This window comes from Sulfitobacter sp. M22 (assembly GCF_021736025.1).
GTDB lineage: Bacteria > Pseudomonadota > Alphaproteobacteria > Rhodobacterales > Rhodobacteraceae > Sulfitobacter > Sulfitobacter litoralis.
Genome location: NZ_WMEC01000001.1, coordinates 1,476,734 through 1,496,740, shown reverse-complemented (window position 1 = coordinate 1,496,740; position 20,007 = coordinate 1,476,734). Strand labels below are relative to the sequence as shown.

Here is a 20,007-nt window from a genome sequence, read left to right as displayed (position 1 = left end):
CCTGCACCAGACATAGGGCACCGCGCCCGCTGCGACCAGAGCGGGGCTATAAAAAACGGTGCAGCAGCTTGGGGGCCATGATCCGCAGGGCGTTATCGCGCAGACGAATGTGGCGCCAGATGTGAAACCCTGCATGGGCGAGCGCGATGCCTGCAAGGGCGTAAAATTCGATACTGTGGATCAGGCCGACCCAGTCGTTGGCACGTGGCAGGTCGAACGGTACGGCAATCGGGACAATGCCCCCGGCCCATAGCTGCACAGTAGAGGTAATCCCGATCATAAGCCCCGTGAGCGCGACACCCAAGATACCCCAGATCAGGGTTTTATGCAGCACAGGATGCAGCCAGCGGGCCCAGCCTGTCAGTTTGGGGCCGGGGCGGCCCAGCAATCCGCATCGCATATAGTGGACCCACCACAGCAGCGCCGCACTGACAAAAACAAGTCCCATGACAGAATGAAACCGCACCGCCGCAGGCCCGATCCGCGCCACGTCAGACGGTTGCACCAGCAAGAACCAGACGAACAGGGGCACCATGCCCCAATGCAACAGTTTCATCAGGGTGCGCCGGTGGGGCAGCAAGGGTCGGCGGGGTGTGATCATAGCCTAGACACGTGGGCCGCCCCATCTGAGTTTCAGATCGCTTTATGCACCGGCGGGCGGCGGCGGGGGCGGCAGCACGGTAAAGAGCTGCGCCAGTTCTGCCACGTCGTCAGCTTTCAGCCAGCCATCCTGACCCGGTGTCCAGACATAGGTTTCGCGTTTCAGCCCGCCATCGGCAGCCATGCGCCCCAAGGCGGCCTTGGAAAACGGACCCTTGGTCTGGCCGTTCTCGGCCAAATGCCAGACCTTGTCAGGCTGAGGTGGCGGAGGAGGCGTGTGGGAGGCAGGGGCCGCAGCAGCGGGGCGGGGCCCCCACGGGCCTGTCTGGGCGGCAGCAGCCTGACCCATCTGCATCCCCAACCCAGCCCCAAGGCCGGTTTGCAGGGCGGCACCGGCAGCACCTTCGCGGCCTAGGGCTTCGGCGGCCTGAAACTGGGTGAACTTGTTAAGGTCCCCGATCACACCCATGGAGGAACGCTTGTCCATCACCTCTTCTACGGCAGGGGGAAGCGAGACGTTTTCAATATAAAGCTCGGGGATGGTCAGGCCGTATTCTGCAATCGTGGCCGAGATTTCAGTGCTCACCAGTTTGCCCAGTTCGCGGGTATTGGCGGCCATATCCATCACCGGAATATTTGACAACGCGATGCTGCGCGAAAATTCCTGCACGATGATGTTGCGGATCTGATAGCTGATCTCGTCCATGGTGAATTCGCCATCGGTGCCGACGATTTCGGTGAGGAACCGCGCAGGGTCCGACACTTTGACAGAGTAGGTGCCATAGGACCGCAGGCGCACAGGGCCAAATTCGGGGTCGCGCACGATGATCGGGTTCTTGGTGCCCCATTTCAGATCGTTGAAACGCGTGGTGTTAACGAAATAAATCTCGGATTTGAAGGGGCTTTTAAAGCCGTGGTCCCAGTGCTGCAACGATGTCATGATCGGCATGTTGTTGGTTTCAAGCATATAAAGCCCGGGCGTGAACACATCGGCCAGCTGGCCTTCGTGGGCGAACACCGCAGCTTGACCCTCGCGGACGGTCAGCTTGGCACCGTATTTGATCTCGTGGCCTTCGCGCTCAAAACGCGACACCATCGTATCGCGGGTGTCATCGGTCCAGTGGATAACGTCGATGAATTGGCCAGAGAGAAAATCGAGAATACCCATGTCTTGGTCCTTTCGGGGGAAGTCGGTGGCGGGTTAAACGGGCCCGCCAAGTAGTTCATTTGCGATCTCGCGGGCGACGGGGGTCGCCTCTTCGGCGGTCATGCCAGCATGCAAACGAGGATCATAAAGCATCTTGAGCAAAAGCTCGTCATGGCGGGTCAGCAGCGCGAATTCGTCGTCATCGTTGAAGATCGACGGGCGTGCGGTGGGGCTGTCATTGGCAAGGCCAAGCCCCTGCGCGAGTTCTTCGTGGATGCACGACAGCCGCATAAGCGACGGGTTTTCTGCCCGGATCACGGCCACGGCAGCAGTATAGATGTTGGGGTCCGCACCCCCGGCATAGGCTGCGACGACGCAATAGGTATCGCGGCGCAGATCACCGAGCGCGGCAAGGCTTTCGGCAGTGACACCGGGGATACGCTTGGCTGCAAGGGCCAGAGCATCGGACCGGTCATCCTCGCCGACGACGATCACCATAAAGTTCGGTTTCCCCCCGACTGAGACGGAATGCTGCGTCGTCGCGGCCAGACGGGCGGCGTATTTTTTGATCGAAGCCTCGTCACGCGCGCGTTCGGACGGGGGCACGCCGTCGCCGAAAACCACCTCCATCCGCACGGGGCGTTCCCAGCGACGCATCGGGGATTTGTCCCCACGGCCGGTCAGAGTGGCGTTGTATTCGTTGTAAAAGGCGATTTGTTCAAAGTTGCGCACCAGCATGCCGGCAGAAAAAGGCGTATCCTGCCCGCCACCATCACGTCGCAAAAGGCCCTGGCTAAGCTGCGCCTGCTGAATCTGATGGAAATAGCTGCGCAGCTTGGCGCTTTTCTGCGACGTCGGCTTGGCCACCACAGGCGGCGGGGCCGGTGGCGTTTCGGGGCGCGCGATGGGCTTCAGCGTCGGTTCAACCGGGGGCTGCGGAGTACAGGCGGCAAGCGCGGCAACCATTGCCACCGTGCCGAACCATCCTGCCTGCCCTAACCGTTGCCATGCCATATCGCGCGCTCCAAGCGTAAAAGGGATTAAACCGAAGAGGGTGCGGGCTTGACCGCTTTGGCAGAGGCCAACGTGTCGCGCAGATTGGCTTCCATTTCCTGCAGGTCTTTTTCGGCAGAGGCGCGGCGCGCTTTGCCTTCGTCCGCAATTTGCAGGGATTCCTGAATGGTCCCGATCAGGTCAGCGTTGGCTTGTTTGACGGCTTCGATGTCGAAAACGCCGCGTTCCATCTCGGTGCGGATGACCTTGTTGCTTTCGCGCAAGTTCTGAGCGTTCGACGTCAGCAGTTCATTCGTCAGATCGTTGGCGTCGCGCACGGCAGCGGCGGCTTCGACGCTGCGCTGGATGGTGACCGCCTGCGCCAATTGGGTTTCCCACAGTGGCACTGTGTTCACGAGGGTGGAATTGATTTTGGTCACCAGCGACTTGTCGTTTTCCTGCACCAAGCGGATGGAGGGCAGCGACTGCATCGTCACCTGACGGGTCAGCTTGAGGTCATGCACACGGCGTTCCAGATCGTCACGCGCGGCGCGGATATCGCGCAGTTCCTGCGCGACCATGACCTGATCCGCCTCGGGCGCGGCGTCGACCTCTGCCTGTTTGGCGGGAATGGTGGTCGCGTCCAACTCTTCCAGCTTGGCCTCGCCTGCTGCGATATAAAGGGCGAGTTCATCATAGAACTGCAGCGTTTTTTCATACAGCATATCAAGTGATTTGATATCTTTTAGCAGGGTGTGCTCATGGGTCAGCAGCTCGTCCGTGACGCGGTCGATCTGACCTTGAACCTGTTCGAACTTGGCGGTGAACTTGGCAAAGGGGGCGGCGCGACCCAGCAGGCGTTCCCACCAGCTGCGTTCACGGCGAACGTCCAGTTCCGATACCGAAAAACCGCGGATGGTTGTCACGATATTGCGCAGGCTATCACCGGCAGGGCCCACATCCTTGTTCCGCACGTCTTGCAACATCGCTTGGCTGATTTCTTGCAGCTCAGCCTGCGCACCGGAGCCGAAACCGATAATCGATTGCGTGTCGCCCATGTCGATCTCTGCCATGCGGCTTTTGATTTCGGCCGATTGGGGCGCATCTGCCTTTTCAAGCGAAACGACAGCATCCGCGGGCGCGGGGTCGGCCAGCACTTGGGCGTTTACCTCATCCACCAGCGCGACAGATTGGGTGGCTTTTTCACGAACGGTATCAGACATGGTTCAAGTATTCCTATGTTCTTGCGGGTGCGACAGATTAATCGAGGCGCACGCCTTCTCGGGAAAGCCGCTCGCGCAGCACGTCGATTTCGATGTTCAGGTCGGTCTTGTCTTCCAATAGCGATTTTTGGGTGCGCGCGGCAAAATTTTTGTCCAGATCGTCCAGCAAGGCCAGATAATCGGCACGCGCCTGCGCATCGCCCGTGCTGGCATATATGTCAGCGAACTTGATCGTCGCGTCCCGCGCGCCCAACAGGTAGACCGACAGGTATTTACGCGCACCCGTCAGATCGCGCGGGTCATCCTGCACTGTGCGGATCAGGGTACGCGCCGTGTCCTGAAACTGAGCCAAGCGGTCCCGTGCTTGGCGGTCGCCAGCGCGGGCAATGGCTGTGTTCATAGCAGCAAGGTGCTTTTCGGCTTCGTCCACAACTCGGGCGACGCGGTCTTTCTGAAAGCTGTCCACGCCTTCCATCCCTTTGGCGGTCAGCGGATCGATGCCAAAGGCCGACACATGCAACCCCATAGCGGCCAAGCCATAGAGCACGGGGGCCACCAGGCCGGGATCATTTTTATAGGCAGCCAAGGCCACACCCGCACCGGTAAGCAGGCTGGCGATGATCTTGCGCGGCAGGGCGGGGCGTTCAGCCACTTTGCGCGCGGTATAGGCGGCTTCGGCTTTTAATCCTTCGCGCAGCATCCACGCGGCACCGGTCAACGCCGCTGCGGCCACCAAGCCAAGGACAAGCCCCTGAGCCCCGTCGTTCAATGACAGGAACACCAGCGGAATGGCGGGGATGAACAAGAGCGTTGCCCGCCCGCTTGCGGGGTCCACCTCTATGCGTTTTGCACGGGCTTCACGCGGGGCTGACGCGTCGCCGCCGGTGTCTTGATTGCTGTATTTACCGCCAAAGCGCTGTGCCATGGATCAAAGCCCCCCAAGCCAGCCGGTGGACACGCCGAACAGCAAAACGATCAGGGCGACATAGGTGATTTTCTGAAACGGTGTCGGTGCCATGGGGCGATAGATCTCCTGTCCCTGCGCGGGTGCCGATGCGCGACGGCTTGCGTCCAGTATCTTTGCGACGTTTGTCACCAAAATGGCGACAAACGCAACAATCAGCGCCAGCGTGGCGACAATGACTAGCAATCTACCCATCAGACCTTCCTTTGCACGACATATAGTCGCGGTACCGCCCATCGACTAGGGTCGCGCACGTAAAAGAAGCTGACAAGAGGCCGTAAACCCAAAGAAATCAGGGTTTACGGGTGGATTTCACGCGGGTGCCGAATTTGCGCGGCGCAGGGGCGTCGAACGCAGTGCGGGCAGGCTTGGATTTGCCATAGCCGGGCTTGGGCTTGCCGGGGATGGTTTTGCCGGTGGCGGTCTTGTCGCCGGGTTCTTTTGGCAGACCGGGGCGACCGGGGCCTGGATCTCCGGGTTTGCGCGTCTTTCGTTTGACGATACGCGCGGGCTTTTTCTTGACGGCGGTACCAGTGGAATCCGCAATCTCAAGCCCAAGCTGGTCACGGACGATCTTGCGTTTCAGCTCTTCGACCTCACCGGGTTTCAGCTCGCCCAACTGGAACGGACCATAGCTGGTGCGGATCAGACGGTTGACTGACAGGTGCACCGCTTCCATCGCGCGGCGAATTTCGCGGTTCTTGCCTTCGCGAAGACCGATTGTAAGCCAGGCATTTGCACCCTGTTGCCGATCAAGCGATACCGTCATGGGCTGGAAATCCTCACCATCGACGGTGATGCCCTTGCGCAGCGGTTCGAGCATATCATCGGTGGGCCGACCATTTACCCGCACGCGGTAGCGCCGCAGCCAGCCGTTCGAGGGCAATTCCAACCTGCGTTTGACCTCGCCGTCATTGGTCAGCAGCAACAACCCTTCGGAGTTAAGGTCAAGGCGACCGACGCTCATGACGCGGGGCATGTCTTCGGGCAGATCATCAAAGATCGTGCCGCGACCTTTTTCGTCGCGATTGGTGGTCACCAGCCCCGTGGGCTTGTGGTACAGCCAGACGCGGGGTGGTTCGGGCTCGCCGACGGGCTTGCCGTCCACAGTGATTGCATCGGCAGGCGTCACGTTCAACGCGGGCGAATCGATCTGCGCGCCGTTGACCCGCACGCGGCCGGCCTCGATCATACGCTCTGCTTCGCGGCGGCTGGCAAGTCCGGCACGGGACAGGACTTTGGCAATACGGTCACCGGGTGGGGTGCCGGATTTCGGGGGCTGGGAGGGTGTATCTTCGCTCATACCACAGCGCTTACCCTGTTTCCTGCGCTTGCGAAAGGGCGGCGTTTGCGGGCATGAGACATGAATGAGCTTTACCTCTTATATGTCCCTCGCATTAGAACAGGCCCGCGCCGCAGCTGCCCGCGGCGAAGTACCCGTGGGCGCGGTCATTGTCGCAGCTGATGGCACTGTCGTGGCCCAAGCGGGCAACCGCACGCGCGAGCTGAATGATCCGACCGCCCATGCCGAGGTGCTGGCCATTCGCGCCGCCTGCGCTGCGGCGGGGTCCGAACGGCTGGGCGGGCACGCACTTTATGTCACGCTGGAACCCTGCGCCATGTGTGCTGCGGCGATCTCCGCGGCGCGGCTGGCACGGTTGTACTACGGCGCGTCCGACCCCAAATCAGGCGGAGTGGCACAGGGCGCGCGGGTGTTTTCCCATGCCCAATGCCACCACGCCCCCGACGTCTATGACGCCATCGCCGCCGCCGAGAGCGAAGAGCTGCTGAAGACGTTTTTTGCTGCGAAACGAAAAGGATAAGCCCCATGGCCCAACGGGATGAATTAAGCATTTTCGTGCGCGACGCGCTGACGGCAGGCAAGTCCCGCCCCGAGATTGCTGCCGCGCTGGCCCACGCGGGCTGGCGCAGCGCAGAGGTGCAGGACGCCCTGAACGGATGGGACGAGATGCCGTTCTCTCCGCCCGTTCCGCGCCCCGTGGCGACGGTGTCTGCGCGGGATTTCTTTACCTATGCGCTGACGTTTTGCGTCCTGATTCTTGGGGCATTCAATCTGGTGGTTGTGTTGCAGGCGCTGGTTGATCTGGTCTTTGCCACAGGGGACGGCGACAGTGACCGGCCAATCCGCTGGGGTGTTGCCGTGTTGATCGTGACTGCGCCGCTGTACCTCTGGCTGACCCTGCGGGAGCGGCAGAAACTTGCGCGCGACCCTGCGCATTACCGGTCCGCGATCCGCAAATGGATGATCTATATCGGGCTGCTCTTGGCTGCGCTGACCCTGCTCGGGGATGCAATTGCCACGATCTATGCACTGCTGACCGGTGATCTGACGCTGCAATTTATCGTTAAGGCGCTGGTGGTACTGGTAGTGGCGGGAGGCATATTCGGTTTTTATGTGCGGGACCTGCGCGAAGAGGCCCCTGCGTGAACAAACTGCTACTGATCTGCATGTGCTTGCTGGTCGGCGGGGCCATTGTCGGTGGTTTGATGGTGATAGGTGGACCAAAGCAGGCGCGACTGGCGCGCGAGGACAAGCAGCGCATCAGTGACCTGCGGATCCTTCGCAGTCATCTCATGTGCATCGGCCACCCGCGCAAGCCGCTGCCCCAGACCCTGACGGATGACGCCTATTGTCCCAGCACGCGCCACAGCCTGCACGATATCCTTGCCAGTGGCGACCCAGCGAGCGGCGCACCTTATGTGTATCGTCGCTTCAGCGACACCGCGTTCGAAGTTTGTACGACGCTGGCGCTGAACTCGCAAAAGGCGCGCAAAGCTGCGTTTGATCAAGGCAACATTGCCCTGCGCGCCGACGACACCCTCTGCTTTATCGGGGAGCGTGCCGTCTCTATTGAATAGGGGGATCCTATAGCGTGATTGCCTTGAGCACTTCGGGCTCGATCACGTCCACGCCGGGCAAGCCGTCGACCAGCACCTGAGCCGATTGCTCAAGCGCGTCAAAGGTGCGGTAGTGGCAGGGGATCACGGTTTTGAAGTCGAAATACCGCTTGGCCGCGTAGGCCGCGCCAGCCATATCCATCGTGAAATGACCGCCCGCGCTCAGGATGCCGATGTCGGGTTTGTGGTAGTCGCCCATCCAATCCATATCCGCCATAATATCGGTATCGCCCGACACATAGACCGTGTGACCTTCGCCCTTGATCATAAAGCCGATTTCAGCCCCCATATAGATCGGGCCCGCGTCCCCATCGACCGAAGAGGAATGCGATGCCGGCACCATCGTCACGTCAACCTTGCCGCAGCGGATCGTGCCGCCTTTGTTGAAGCCCGTGGTGTTTTCCACGCCTTGCGCGCCGAAATACCCCATCAGTTCAACCATGCCCGCAACCGGCGCACCGGTTTTTTCCGCGACCATCTTGAGGTCTTGGGTGTGGTCGAAATGCCCGTGGGTCACCAGGATTTGCGTCACGCCGGACAGTGCGGCATCGTGCTGCGCGTCGCCCAGCATCGGGTTGCCAGTAAGCCAAGGGTCGATCAGCAGGATCTGATCCTCGATCTCGATGCGAAAGCTGCCGTGGCCGAGCCAGATGATATCCATTTTTGGTCTCCCTTTATGTGGTGTCTTTCGCGGACTGTAGCGCGTGTTTGTACGAAGGGGAGCCTCCGGCGGGAGTTTATTTGGCAAAATGAAGGATCAACCGGCGCGATCGAGCGCTAGAAACAGTGGCCAGACTTGCGGGGGCGGGCAGGGGGCGATAAACGGCACCCAATCAGATGAAGGAGCGCCCATGTCCATTGACGAGTCCACAGCCGCACGGGTGGCGAAACTGGCCCGCATCAAGGTCGAACCCGACGCCTTGCCCGCGCTGGCGCAAGAGTTCAACAATATCCTCGGCTTTATCGAACAGCTGAACGAAGTCGATGTCGACGGGGTAGAGCCGATGACATCCGTAACACCTCAGGTGCTGAAAAAGCGCGAGGACGTGGTGCGCGATGGCGACCAGCAGGCCAAAGTGTTGGCCAATGCGCCCGATGCGCGTGAAGGATTTTTTGCGGTTCCGAAGGTGGTTGAATAATGGCTGATTTGAACAAACTGGGTCTTGCCGAAGCACGTGATGCGCTGCGCAAAGGCGATGTGACCTCGGCCGAGCTAACCGGCGCATGTTTGACCGCCATCGAGGGCGCGGGCGCGCTGAATGCATTCGTGCACCACACCGGTGATCTTGCGATGGATCAGGCCAAGGCGGCAGATGCGCGGATCAAATCCGGCGATGCGCCTGCGATGTGTGGCTTGCCCATCGGCATCAAGGACCTGTTCTGCACCAAAGGTGTGCCGTCGCAGGCCGCGTCGCGGATCCTTGAAGGCTTCGTGCCCGAGTATGAAAGCACTGTGTCGCAAAATCTGCTGGATAGTGGCGCGGTGATGTTGGGTAAGCTCAACATGGATGAATTCGCGATGGGCTCGTCGAATGAAACCTCCGTTTATGGCAATGCTGTGAACCCTTGGCGGCGGTCCGGCGATGACACTGCGCTGACCCCCGGCGGGTCTTCGGGCGGGTCGGCCGCGGCTGTAGCCGCAGACCTGTGTCTGGCGGCAACCGGCACCGATACGGGCGGCTCGATCCGCCAGCCTGCGGCCTTTACCGGCACTGTGGGGATCAAGCCGACCTATGGGCGCTGTTCCCGCTGGGGCGTTGTGGCGTTTGCCTCTTCGCTGGATCAAGCGGGGCCAATGACCAAAACCGTACGCGACGCGGCAATCATGTTGGGCGCTATGGCCGGGTATGACGCCAAAGACAGCACCTCTGCCGAGCTGGCCGTACCCGATTTCGAAGCCGCGCTGACGGGCGACATTCGGGGCAAAAAGATCGGTATCCCGCGCGAATACCGCATTGATGGCATCCCCGCAGAGATCGATAAACTGTGGCAAAACGGTATTGCCATGCTGCGCGATGCCGGGGCCGAGATCGTCGATATTTCCTTGCCGCACACGAAGTACGCTTTGCCTGCCTATTACGTGATCGCACCGGCGGAAGCCTCGTCGAACCTCGCCCGCTATGACGGGGTGCGCTATGGCCACCGCGCCAAGCTGGACCACGGCGACGGCATCACCGAGATGTACGAAAAGACCCGCGCCGAAGGGTTCGGGGCCGAGGTGCAGCGCCGTGTTATGGTTGGTACCTATGTGCTAAGCGCGGGGTTCTACGACGCTTACTACAACCGGGCACGTAAGGTCCGTACCTTGATCAAGAAAGATTTCGAAGACGCATTTGGAGCAGGTATCGACAGCATCTTGACACCAACCACGCCGTCGGCGGCCTTTGGTCTGGGCGAGATGACGGATGCCGATCCGGTGGCGATGTATCTGAACGACGTCTTTACGGTCACCGTGAACCTCGCGGGGCTGCCTGGTATCGCGCTGCCGACTGGTATCAGCGACAATGGGCTGCCCCTTGGTTTGCAACTTATTGGTCGCCCATGGGAAGAGGCCGATCTACTGTCTACCGCCTATGCGCTAGAGCAGGCGGCCGGCTTTGTAGCCAAGCCGCAAAAATGGTGGTAAACCCCCGCCGATAAACCAGAGCAGATAAAGCAGGTCCGATGATGATACGTTGTTCAATTGTTGCAGCCTTGGGGCTCGCCCTTTCGGCCTGCCAACCCGCGGTCCCCGACAGTGGACGGGGCGTCGGGTTCGACGGCTCATTCGATGCCGCGCAAGCGCAGCGGGATACGGCACTGGCCGGCGGGGCGGTGGCAAGCATGCCGGCACCGGCTGCTGTGGATGCCACGCCGCTGGATGCCGTCAATGATGGCTCCCCCGCGGCTACGGCCGCTGCAACGGCGCGTATCCTCGATGCCACGCGTCCCGGTGGTCTGGGCAACGATGCCGCGACCAATTCGGGTGTGGCACCGGTCAACGCCAGCCCGTCGAACCCTGCGCCGCCAGTATTGGGGGCAGGGGGGATCTCGCAAGAGAACAACTTTGACGCGGTGGCCGATGAGCGCAGTATCGAAGGCGATGCGGCCCGCATCGCGGCCAACCGTGCGCAATATCGTGTGGTGCAGCCCGAGGCGCTTCCGGATCGCGCCGACGCCGGCCCCAATATCGTTGCCTACGCATTGCAGAATTCCCATGCCGTTGGCACCGCGCAATATACCCGTCGCGGGTTCAACAAAGAACGCAAGTTCGCGCGGGCCTGCGCACAGTATTCACACCCCGATCAAGCACAGATCGCCTTTCTAAGCGCTGGCGGGCCGACCAAAGACCGCGATGGCATGGACCCTGACGGCGATGGATATGCCTGCAACTGGGATCCAAGCCCCTACCGCAAAGGGGTGCGGGGCTAGGCCGGATGGTTGGCACGCCGCTGCACTATAAATCTCCAAATCATGGGCCGCGCCGGAACGGGCTGCGGCCCTCTTTGATCGTGTTGCACTATACCGCAATGGATAGCGCCGAAGCCGCCTGTGCGCGCCTTTGTGACCCCGAGGCCGAAGTTTCGGCCCATTACCTCATCACCATGACGGGCGACACAGTGCCGCTGGTGCCAGAAGATCAGCGTGCCTGGCATGCGGGGGGCGGAGAGTGGCAGGGGCACTCTGACATCAATTCCCGCTCCATCGGGATCGAGCTCGATAATCGGGGCACTCACCCGTTTCCCGAACCGCAGATGGCCATGCTCGAGACGTTACTGCGTGGCATCATGGACCGTTGGGCGATCCTGCCAGAAGGGGTCATAGGCCATTCCGATATGGCTCCTGGGCGCAAGGTAGATCCCGGCCCACGGTTCGACTGGCCCCGTCTTGCACGACAGAACCTCGCCGGAAAAGGAAGCAGCGAGCCCGCGACTGTCGATCCTACGGTCGATGCCTTTGTCACGGCAGCACGTGCGGCGGGCTACACGGCCACGCATGACGTAGACCTTTTGTTACAAAGCACACGCCTGCGCTTTGCACCTTGGCGCAAGGGGCCACTTTGCGCTGATGATATGGTCCTTGGGCATAATCTGTAGCATCATACCCGTTTCCAAATGGTTAAAAATCCTCGCCGAAGGCATCCGTCTGGCGAAACACATTGACCCCACCCGAATTTAGGCGCTAGGCGTGCAGCGCGCGGAAGGCTGGATGGCCGCGGTCTTGGTAACAAGGTCGAGGAAAGTCCGGACTCCCAGAAGAAACGGTGCCGGGTAACGCCCGGGCGGGGTAACCCGACGGATAGCGCCACAGAAAACAGACCGCCGCTTTGACGGGTCGGGCAACCGATACCACCAAAGAGGTAAGGGTGAAACGGTGCGGTAAGAGCGCACCGCGGAGGTGGCAACATCTCTGGCAAGGCAAGCCCCACCGGGAGCAATGCCAAATAGGGACCGCGCGCCGTGTCTGGCAACAGGCAAGGCGGGGCCACTTCTGCCCCAGCAGGTCCGGGTTGGCAGCTGTAGCCATGCAGGTAACTGTGTGGTCAGAGGAATGGTCATCCCCCGTTGTAAAGCGGGGACAAAATCCGGCTTATAGGCCTTCCGCGCATATTTATGGGCCAGCTCTCCTTATTTCGGGGTGGGAATGCCGGAAAATATCAATTTTTACGGTTCGTTTGGGCCGTGAGTTCGAAATAGCGGTTGACTCAGGCGCAGGCGTGACTAGAACCCAAAACTCAGGATTTCACGAGCGGTCGAACAGCGGCCGGCTCGTCGTTGCAGGAGAACGACTATGGCGAAGCCAACCACGATCAAGATCCGTCTGAACTCGTCCGCGGGCACAGGCCATTTTTACGTCACTAAGAAAAACGCTCGTACCATGACCGAGAAAATGGTCATCAAAAAGTACGACCCCGTTATTCGCAAGCACGTTGAATACAAAGAAGGCAAGATCAAGTAAGATCTTACCGTCGACGCGATATGAGGGCCGCGCCTAGTGCGCGGCCTTTTGCGTTTCTATACCCCGGACAGTTGAACAGGCCTGCCGTTGCGGGCCTGTGTCGCGTTGAGCGCAAGGAGGCGGGTCATGCCCAAGGAAGGCCATTACATCAACCGCAGCAACTGGCTGCGCGCCGCCGTCTTGGGGGCGAATGATGGTATCGTTTCAATCTCTAGCCTTTTGGTCGGCGTCACCTCGGCAGGCATGGAGACGGGCAATATCGCCCTAACCGGTTTCGCCGGATTGACGGCAGGGGCGTTATCGATGGCTGCAGGGGAATATGTATCTGTTTCGGCGCAGGCCGATGTGGAGGCCGCTGATCTAGAGCGTGAACGCGTCGCTCTGGAAGAAGACCCCGACTACGAGCTGGAAGAGCTGGCCGAAGGGTTAGAGAGCCGCGGTGTCGATGCCGCGCTCGCCGTTGAGGTTGCGGCGCAGATGACGGACCATGACGCCCTGGGGGCGCATGCGCGTGAAGAGCTTGGCATGTTCGGTTTGGCAGGGCAGGCGAACCCGCTACAGGCCGCAGGTGCTTCGGCCCTTGCCTTTGCCCTAGGTGGGGCCTTCCCTCTGCTCGCCGCGCTCTGTGCGCCTGTGGGGCAGGGGCTATGGCCAATTGCCGTAACTGCCGTGCTCGCACTGATTTTACTCGGTGGTGGCGGTGCCCGGCTCGGGGGGGCACCCATGCGGGCTGCCAGTATCCGCGCCGTGGTCTGGGGGGTGCTAGCGATGGCGGTAACCGCTGGACTGGGCCACATCTTCGAAGTGGCGGTATAGGGTCGCCGCAGGCCGCTAAGTCCAACGCGGGAGGTGTCTCGCACACGGCCGGAGCATCCGTTCTAAGTTATGTCTTAACGGAGCAAATTGGTCTGAACGGGCGAGGCTTGTTCAGCTCAGACCTATTTTCACCCGCCAAAGTTCTCGTGTATTTACGACAAAAAAAACGCCCACCGGATCGAAAGCCGGTGGGCGTTATTCTTATGTCTGCCGTATCAAGCTAGACAACGTGTCTTACTCGCGGTTGCCGAACAGCTGGAGCAACATCATGAACATGTTGATGAAGTTCAGGTATAGGCTCAGGGCCCCCATGATGCCGGATTTTTGCAACCATTCCTGATCACCGTGGTGCGCGTGGGCGAGATAGGTGTTCTTGATATTTTGCGTATCATAGGCGGTAAGACCAGCAAAAATAAGAACGCCAATAGCCGAGATCGCGAAAACCAGCGCGGGCGAGGCAAGGAAGATGTTCACGATCGATGCGACCACCAGACCAATCACCCCCATTATAAGGAAGCTTCCCCAGCCAGAGATGTCCTTTTTGGTGGTGTACCCCCAAAGTGACAGACCAGCGAAAGCAATAGAGGTAACAAGGAAGATCTGGATGATCGAATATCCGGTGAAGACCAAAAAGATCGAACTGATCGAGACGCCCATAACCGCAGCGAAGGCATAGAACAACGTTTGGGCCGTCGCAGCCGATATCTTGTTCATTGCAGCGCTAAGGCCGAACACAAAGGCGAGCGGAGCAAGCATCACCACCCATTTCAGTGGCGACGTATACAAAGCAGCCCCTAGAGCTGTCAGATATTTGTCAGGACCAATCTGCGCCGCTGCAGCGGAAGGATCAGTTGTAACAGCGAGACCAGAAATGGCCCAAGCCGCTGCAAAGGTGATCAACATGCCGATAGACATGGTGCCATACACCTTGTTCATATGGGTGCGCAGCCCCTCATCGATAGCGGCGGCGCGGGATCCGGCAGCGGACCGGATTGTGTTCACGTCGGCCATGAATATCCTCCAAATAATAGACGTGTTGCAAAGTCGGTTTTCCGACCTTGGTATTGTGTCAAATATCGGCATCCACGCCATTGTTTTCAAGTAGTTTCGTACTCAAATACGCGAGGTAGCGAAAGTTCGAGGCGATGCTATGCCAAATGTCGCACAATCCACCTTACGCACTGTGAAGAGAGAGAAGCGTAGGGGGCTTCTTTCCCGTTTTGAACAAGGCTAAGAGACAACTATGAAGTTTTACCTAACGATAGTGTTGTTTTAGGAAATCGCGAACGCGCATTAAGTCGCGTCTGCAAGCATCAAGCCCTACACGATGTGTTAAGGTTTGTGTTGCAATCATCCGGCTATGAACCTGATGATTCTCGGAGATGCCTGCTGGCCATACTTACATAACGTTATCGTTACCCGCGCCATATGCGCGGCTAATTTATGCTATGAGCGAAACACCGCGTACCACCCGGTGATGTCAAAGTGTCACATCCCGTGCCGTCTATAGTGTTGATAGATAAGATAATCTGATTTTCACCTAAGCAAAGAAAGGTCACCTGAGGCGAATGGTAAACAGGGATGCAGCTTAACTATAGGTGCAGAATTGGCAAAGAAGATATGCAATTTAACTTTCGCCCGCTAGGTTTATTTCTCGTATAAGGGGTAATCCGTCCGCTAAATCAACGCGTGATTGGGTGTCGCAGATGAATAGGATGATAACTGAACGTATGTCCATTTTCATTTTATTTGCGCATAGCGATGAGATTTGTAAGTAGCACGTTTTGTCGGAAAGGACCACGTGAATTGGTCACTTCCTCAATAATACAAATGCAAGCGTCGAAATTATGGGCGCTGAATTAGAAAGAAGATCGTGATGCCTCACAAAGTAGATGTTCATGTTGGCCAGCGGATACGACAGCGCCGTTGGTTGACCGGCATGACCCAGCAGCGCCTGGCAGAGCTTGTTGGCATAAAATTTCAGCAAATCCAGAAGTATGAGACAGGCGCAAACCGCGTCAGCGCCTCTAGGCTCTGGGATATTGCCTTTGCTTTGAACGTCAATGTAGCCCATTTCTTCGAGGGGCTAGAGGCGGAAAAACCTCAAGCCGAGAAGGGGCTGGAAAACATACCTGCGGATCTGGTCGGGGATAAAGAAGCGATGGACCTCATCCGCTCCTATTATGCCATCCCTGAAAACCAGCGGCGGCGGTTGTTCGAATTGGCACGTGTGCTGAGTGATGTTGCTTAATCGCTAACGCAAACTGTTATCTTGCAAGGATCTGGCGAAAGTGTCAGATCGGTAGCCATGATACAGAACTTGCATTCGGATCCCGATATACTTCGTGTGGGTCATCTACTGGCTGATGCAGCGCGTACGGCAATACTCCCCCATTTTCGAAAACCTGATCTGCTTGCGGACAACAAGTTTCAAATCGGCTATGATCCGGTTACGGAAGCTGATCGAGCAGCCGAACGGGCAATGCGCGAGATTCTAGAGCGCGAACGGCCAGACGATGCAATCTTGGGCGAGGAATACGGCTCCACCGAAGGAACTTCCGAACTAACCTGGGTATTGGATCCGATCGACGGAACCCGCGGATTTGTATCCGGTACGCCCACTTGGGGCGTGTTGATCGCGCTCAGCGATGCGAACGGCCCGTTCTTCGGCATCATCGACCAACCCTATATTCGCGAGCGTTTTTTAGGGTATGGCGAACGGGCCGAGGTCATGGGACCGTCGGGGGCATACGCCCTGCAAACGCGAAGCCCCCAGCCCTTGGCCCAAGCCACTGTTTTCACGACGTTTCCCGAAGTCGGCTCGGCGCATGAAGGTGCGGCCTTTGCCAAAGTTTCCCAACAGGCGCGGCTGACGCGTTTTGGGATGGATTGCTATGCCTATGCTTTGGTGGCTTCAGGTCAGGTCGATCTGGTCATCGAAGCCTCGCTGCAACCCTACGATATTCAAGCACCTATTGCTGTGGTGCAGGCAGCGGGCGGTATCGTGACGGACTGGGACGGTGGCCCGGCGCATAACGGCGGCCGTGCAATTGCGGCAGCCAATCGCGAAATACACGCCGAAGCTTTAGAGTTCCTTAAGAATTGTCCGGTATGACCGAACTGCTGATACGCAACGCCGACTATCTTCTTACGATGGATGACACGCGTCGCGAATTGGTCGCGGCTGATGTCCTGTTGGCTGACGGTGTCATTGCAGCGGTAGGCCATAACCTGTCAACCGAGGGGGAGGTGATTGAAGCATCAGGGTGTGTGGTGACGCCCGGGTTGGTGAATACCCATCACCACCTCTATCAAAGCCTGACGCGGGCAGTGCCGGGTGGTCAGGACGCGCTGCTGTTTGGTTGGTTGAAGACGCTCTACCCTATCTGGGCGCGTTTCACGCCGGATCATATGTTTGTTTCGGCGCAGGTCGGGCTCGCCGAACTTGCCTTGTCGGGGTGCACTTTAAGTTCGGATCATCTTTATATGTATCCTAATGGCAGCCGGCTGGAAGATACGATCCATGCTGCCGCAGAGCTGGGGATACGATTTCAGCCAACGCGCGGCGCGATGAGCATCGGAGAAAGCGACGGCGGCTTGCCGCCTGATGCTTTGGTCGAGCGTGAGGCGGCGATACTGGAGGATTGTATTCGGCTGATCGACGGTTTCCACGACGGCGCGGCATCCTCTATGTGCCGTGTTGGGATCGCGCCTTGCTCACCTTTCTCTGTGAGTAGGGAGTTGATGCGTGATGCGGCACTGTTGGCACGGGACAAGGGTGTCATGCTTCATACGCATCTCGCTGAAAATGCCGAAGATGTTGCCTATTCGCTGGCGCGGTTTGGCTGTCGCCCGGGACAATATGCGCAGGATCTGGGTTGGGTCGGTCCCGATGTCTGGCACGCGCATTGCGTCGAACTTGATCCCAGCGAAATCGCGTTGTTTGCGCAAACAAAGACAGGCGTTGCGCATTGTCCCTGTTCGAATTGCCGCTTGGGGTCGGGGATAGCCCCCGTTCGGGCTATGCGGGATGCAGGTGTGCCGGTGGGTCTTGGGGTCGACGGGTCGGCAAGCAATGATGCCGGAAATCTTGTGGCCGAAGCCCGGCAAGCAATGCTGCTGCAACGGGTCTCGGGCGGGGCCGACGCGATGAGTGCCCGTGAGGCGCTAGAGATCGCGACGCGGGGCGGGGCGGATATTCTAGGGCGGCCCGAATGCGGGCGGATCGCCGTCGGTGCGCGAGCGGATATCGCCATCTGGGATGTTAGCGGGATTGCAAGCGCGGGCAGCTGGGATCCCGCCGCGTTGTTGCTTGCGGGACCAACGACGGTTCGGGATCTACTGGTCGAAGGGCGCAGTGTGGTAAGGGACGGGCAGGTTGTGACGATAGACTTGCCCGCGCAAATCGCGCGGCAGAACCAACTGGCGCGGGCCCTTCGCGATACTCTTTGATACCGCATTTGGCAGCGCGAGTTTATGAACGAAATCCGTTTGTATAAGTGCTGTGGAACGAGGGTGATTTGATAACACGTATTGCTAGACCGCTTGGCATCGCGATTGGGGTGATCGTTGCTGCGATCTGCTCTGCCGCGGCAGACCCGCTATCGGTGCAAACGCTGAACGCGATGCGCGCCCGCGAGGGCGTCGCCCCGTTAATTTATTCGTCCCGCTTGGAGGCTGCAGCGCGCGCCCATGCGCTGGACATGGCCCGGCACGGGTATTTCGCTCACAGCGGTCTTGATGGATCAAGTGTTGGCGACCGGGTGCGCGCGCAGGGGTATCAATGGTGCTATGTCGCTGAAAACCTTGCCAAGGGTCAGCGTGAACTGGCGCAGGCGATGCAGGGATGGGCGCAGTCACCACCGCATTTCCGCAACATGATGAGCCGCAAGGCGCGCGCCTTTGGTCTCTATCAGAGCCCAGACCGCATTTGGGCGATGGTATTGGCTGCGCCCTGCTAGGATAGACCCGCGGCGGCGCTGCCTGTTCTTCGTGCGGGACGCGCCGCGGGGAGTTTAAGGGGCAAAATGAAGGAGGCTGGCGTCAGCCTCGGCGCACCCCGTTGACCCAGACATCGCTGATCGCACGATCGTCGCCCATCATGATGGTCGCGAAAAGCTGGGCCCAGGTGTTTTTGGCGTTCTCGCTTCGCTGCTTGATCGCAGGGGTGGAGGCGAGGTCAAGGATGGAGATGTCGGCCTCGTATCCTTCGGCGAGCGTGCCGATCTTGTCGTGCAGATGCAGGCTGCGGGCAGAGCCGGCGGTGGCAAGCCACATCAACTGCGCTGCATGGGTGGGGGTGCCGCGCAGCTGGCCGATCTCATAGGCCGCAGCCATTGTGCGCAGCATCGAGAACGACGACCCGCCGCCGGTGTCTGTCGCCAAACCGATAGGGATGCGCCGCGCCGCGATTTGCGCCATGTCGAACAAACCTGACCCGATAAAAGTATTCGATGTCGGACAATGCACAACGGATGCGCCGCTATCGGCAAGGCGGTCGATCTCGCGCGGGGTCAGATGGATGGCGTGACCAAAGACGGCGCGATCGCGCACCAGCCCGTGTTCCTCGTAGGTGTCCAGATACTCGCGGGCGTGGGGCACAAGGTCTTTGACCCAGGCAATTTCGTCGACCTGTTCGCTCAGGTGCGTCTGCATCAGGCAGCCGGGGCGTTCCGACCAAAGCGCCCCGAGCGCCGCCAGCTGTTCGGGCGTCGACGTGGGCGTGAACCGTGGCGTGATCGCATAGCTGGCGCGGCCCTTGTCGTGCCAGCGGTCAATCAGGGCCTTGCTGTCGTCATAGGCGGATTGCGCAGTGTCGCGCAGCCCGTCGGGTGCATTGCGGTCCATGCAGGTTTTGCCCGCTACGACCCTTTGGCCACGCGCTGCCGCTGCCTCGAATATGGCGTCGACGCTGGTGGGGGCGATGGTGGCGAAAGAGCAAACCGTGGTGGTACCATTGGCCAGTGTCAGGTCCAGATAGCGCCCGGCGATATCGCGGGCATATTCAGGGTCGGACAGGCGCATTTCTTCAGGGAAGGTGTAGGTGTTGAGCCAGTCGATGAGCCGTTTTCCCCAGCTCGCGATGATTGCGGTTTGGGGATAGTGCACATGGGCGTCGACAAATCCCGGACAGATCAGCCGGTCGCCGTAGTCTTTCACCGTTGCTTGCGGATGTGCTTTGCGCAGATCGCCGGCGCGGCCCACGGCCTTGATATGCGCGCCCTCGATCAGAACCGCGCCGTCGCTGTCGATACGGACTGTATCCTCCCACGGGTCAGAGAGGGGATTGCCCGTAAATCGGAGCGTTTGGCCAAGGAGGAGTGTTTGTGTTTTCATGCGGTTTGTCTAACCCCAGCCTGCAGCGGCTACAATCCGTTTGGATGCGGTTCCGCGCCATTGTATCCGCG

The 20,007-nt window shown here is 59.4% G+C and carries 23 protein-coding genes and 1 other RNA gene; 14 read left to right on the top strand and 10 right to left on the bottom strand.

Annotated features, from left to right (window positions below; genetic code table 11):
• Nucleotides 1–46: 46 nt before the first annotated feature.
• The 7 genes from GLP52_RS07510 to GLP52_RS07480 all read right to left on the bottom strand — a co-directional run bounded on the left by GLP52_RS07510 (nucleotide 47) and on the right by GLP52_RS07480 (nucleotide 6,230).
• Nucleotides 47–556: a cytochrome b/b6 domain-containing protein gene (locus GLP52_RS07510; protein ID WP_237271984.1), complete on the bottom strand. Its 510-nt coding sequence runs from the start codon at nucleotides 554–556 to the stop codon at nucleotides 47–49.
• Between the two features lie 87 nt (nucleotides 557–643).
• Nucleotides 644–1,768: an SPFH domain-containing protein gene (locus tag GLP52_RS07505; protein ID WP_237271983.1), complete on the bottom strand. Its 1,125-nt coding sequence runs from the start codon at nucleotides 1,766–1,768 to the stop codon at nucleotides 644–646.
• A gap of 33 nt (nucleotides 1,769–1,801) precedes the next feature.
• Nucleotides 1,802–2,761 carry a DUF2927 domain-containing protein gene (locus tag GLP52_RS07500; protein ID WP_237271982.1) on the bottom strand — a complete coding sequence of 320 codons (960 nt, stop codon included), beginning with the start codon at nucleotides 2,759–2,761 and terminating at the stop codon, nucleotides 1,802–1,804.
• A 26-nt stretch (nucleotides 2,762–2,787) separates the two neighbouring features.
• Complete coding sequence (locus tag GLP52_RS07495; protein WP_237271981.1) at nucleotides 2,788–3,963, bottom strand: toxic anion resistance protein; 1,176 nt, start codon at nucleotides 3,961–3,963, stop codon at nucleotides 2,788–2,790.
• 37 nt (nucleotides 3,964–4,000) lie between these two features.
• Entirely contained in the window at nucleotides 4,001–4,888 is an 888-nt protein-coding gene (locus GLP52_RS07490) for a 5-bromo-4-chloroindolyl phosphate hydrolysis family protein (protein ID WP_093733808.1), read from the bottom strand.
• Nucleotides 4,889–4,891: 3 nt separating this feature from the next.
• On the bottom strand, nucleotides 4,892–5,122 hold the full coding sequence (locus GLP52_RS07485; protein ID WP_237271980.1) for a hypothetical protein: 231 nt from the start codon (nucleotides 5,120–5,122) through the stop codon (nucleotides 4,892–4,894).
• Between the two features lie 97 nt (nucleotides 5,123–5,219).
• Entirely contained in the window at nucleotides 5,220–6,230 is a 1,011-nt protein-coding gene (locus GLP52_RS07480; RefSeq protein WP_237273474.1) for a pseudouridine synthase, read from the bottom strand.
• A 64-nt stretch (nucleotides 6,231–6,294) separates the two neighbouring features.
• On the opposite strand from GLP52_RS07480, the gene GLP52_RS07475 reads away from it, so the two are divergent.
• The 3 genes from GLP52_RS07475 to GLP52_RS07465 are packed head-to-tail and all read left to right on the top strand — an operon-like array spanning nucleotide 6,295 to nucleotide 7,807.
• Entirely contained in the window at nucleotides 6,295–6,750 is a 456-nt protein-coding gene (locus tag GLP52_RS07475; protein ID WP_237271978.1) for a nucleoside deaminase, read from the top strand.
• Nucleotides 6,751–6,755: 5 nt separating this feature from the next.
• On the top strand, nucleotides 6,756–7,376 hold the full coding sequence (locus GLP52_RS07470; protein ID WP_093733812.1) for a DUF5671 domain-containing protein: 621 nt from the start codon (nucleotides 6,756–6,758) through the stop codon (nucleotides 7,374–7,376).
• Entirely contained in the window at nucleotides 7,373–7,807 is a 435-nt protein-coding gene (locus tag GLP52_RS07465; protein WP_237271977.1) for a hypothetical protein, read from the top strand. Before GLP52_RS07470 ends, GLP52_RS07465 begins: the two co-directional genes overlap by 4 nt.
• Nucleotides 7,808–7,814: 7 nt before the next feature.
• Here GLP52_RS07465 and GLP52_RS07460 read toward each other — a convergent pair whose 3' ends face one another.
• Nucleotides 7,815–8,507: a metal-dependent hydrolase gene (locus GLP52_RS07460; RefSeq protein WP_237271976.1), complete on the bottom strand. Its 693-nt coding sequence runs from the start codon at nucleotides 8,505–8,507 to the stop codon at nucleotides 7,815–7,817.
• Between the two features lie 190 nt (nucleotides 8,508–8,697).
• On the opposite strand from GLP52_RS07460, the gene gatC reads away from it, so the two are divergent.
• The 7 genes from gatC (at nucleotide 8,698) to GLP52_RS07425 (ending at nucleotide 13,600) form a co-directional block, all read left to right on the top strand.
• Complete coding sequence (gene gatC / locus GLP52_RS07455) at nucleotides 8,698–8,985, top strand: Asp-tRNA(Asn)/Glu-tRNA(Gln) amidotransferase subunit GatC (RefSeq protein ID WP_005852277.1); 288 nt, start codon at nucleotides 8,698–8,700, stop codon at nucleotides 8,983–8,985.
• Complete coding sequence (gatA, locus tag GLP52_RS07450) at nucleotides 8,985–10,472, top strand: Asp-tRNA(Asn)/Glu-tRNA(Gln) amidotransferase subunit GatA (RefSeq protein ID WP_237271975.1); 1,488 nt, start codon at nucleotides 8,985–8,987, stop codon at nucleotides 10,470–10,472. The genes gatC and gatA overlap by 1 nt, the downstream gene beginning before the upstream one ends.
• Nucleotides 10,473–10,510: 38 nt before the next feature.
• Nucleotides 10,511–11,257, top strand: a complete 747-nt coding sequence (locus GLP52_RS07445; RefSeq protein WP_093733816.1) for a hypothetical protein — start codon at nucleotides 10,511–10,513, stop codon at nucleotides 11,255–11,257.
• 5 nt (nucleotides 11,258–11,262) lie between these two features.
• Nucleotides 11,263–11,922: an N-acetylmuramoyl-L-alanine amidase gene (locus GLP52_RS07440; RefSeq protein WP_093733817.1), complete on the top strand. Its 660-nt coding sequence runs from the start codon at nucleotides 11,263–11,265 to the stop codon at nucleotides 11,920–11,922.
• Nucleotides 11,923–12,022: 100 nt separating this feature from the next.
• Nucleotides 12,023–12,434: RNase P RNA component class A (rnpB, locus tag GLP52_RS07435), an RNA gene on the top strand.
• A 182-nt stretch (nucleotides 12,435–12,616) separates the two neighbouring features.
• On the top strand, nucleotides 12,617–12,784 hold the full coding sequence (gene rpmG, locus GLP52_RS07430; RefSeq protein ID WP_005852281.1) for a 50S ribosomal protein L33: 168 nt from the start codon (nucleotides 12,617–12,619) through the stop codon (nucleotides 12,782–12,784).
• Between the two features lie 126 nt (nucleotides 12,785–12,910).
• Complete coding sequence (locus GLP52_RS07425) at nucleotides 12,911–13,600, top strand: VIT1/CCC1 transporter family protein (protein WP_093733818.1); 690 nt, start codon at nucleotides 12,911–12,913, stop codon at nucleotides 13,598–13,600.
• A 234-nt stretch (nucleotides 13,601–13,834) separates the two neighbouring features.
• Here GLP52_RS07425 and GLP52_RS07420 read toward each other — a convergent pair whose 3' ends face one another.
• Nucleotides 13,835–14,611 (bottom strand): Bax inhibitor-1/YccA family protein, encoded by a 777-nt coding sequence (locus GLP52_RS07420; RefSeq protein ID WP_093733819.1) that lies wholly within the window; start codon nucleotides 14,609–14,611, stop codon nucleotides 13,835–13,837.
• A gap of 865 nt (nucleotides 14,612–15,476) precedes the next feature.
• Here GLP52_RS07420 and GLP52_RS07415 point away from each other — a divergent pair.
• From GLP52_RS07415 to GLP52_RS07400, 4 genes are all read left to right on the top strand, one after another.
• Complete coding sequence (locus GLP52_RS07415) at nucleotides 15,477–15,851, top strand: helix-turn-helix domain-containing protein (RefSeq protein WP_093733820.1); 375 nt, start codon at nucleotides 15,477–15,479, stop codon at nucleotides 15,849–15,851.
• A gap of 57 nt (nucleotides 15,852–15,908) precedes the next feature.
• Nucleotides 15,909–16,715 carry a histidinol-phosphatase gene (gene hisN, locus GLP52_RS07410; protein WP_208596067.1) on the top strand — a complete coding sequence of 269 codons (807 nt, stop codon included), beginning with the start codon at nucleotides 15,909–15,911 and terminating at the stop codon, nucleotides 16,713–16,715.
• Nucleotides 16,712–18,052 carry an 8-oxoguanine deaminase gene (locus GLP52_RS07405; protein WP_093733821.1) on the top strand — a complete coding sequence of 447 codons (1,341 nt, stop codon included), beginning with the start codon at nucleotides 16,712–16,714 and terminating at the stop codon, nucleotides 18,050–18,052. The genes hisN and GLP52_RS07405 overlap by 4 nt, the downstream gene beginning before the upstream one ends.
• 68 nt (nucleotides 18,053–18,120) lie before the next feature.
• Entirely contained in the window at nucleotides 18,121–18,561 is a 441-nt protein-coding gene (locus GLP52_RS07400; protein ID WP_237271974.1) for a CAP domain-containing protein, read from the top strand.
• A gap of 82 nt (nucleotides 18,562–18,643) precedes the next feature.
• On the opposite strand, the gene guaD is transcribed toward GLP52_RS07400, so the two are convergent.
• Entirely contained in the window at nucleotides 18,644–19,936 is a 1,293-nt protein-coding gene (guaD, locus tag GLP52_RS07395) for a guanine deaminase (RefSeq protein ID WP_237271973.1), read from the bottom strand.
• Between the last annotated feature and the right edge of the window lie 71 nt (nucleotides 19,937–20,007).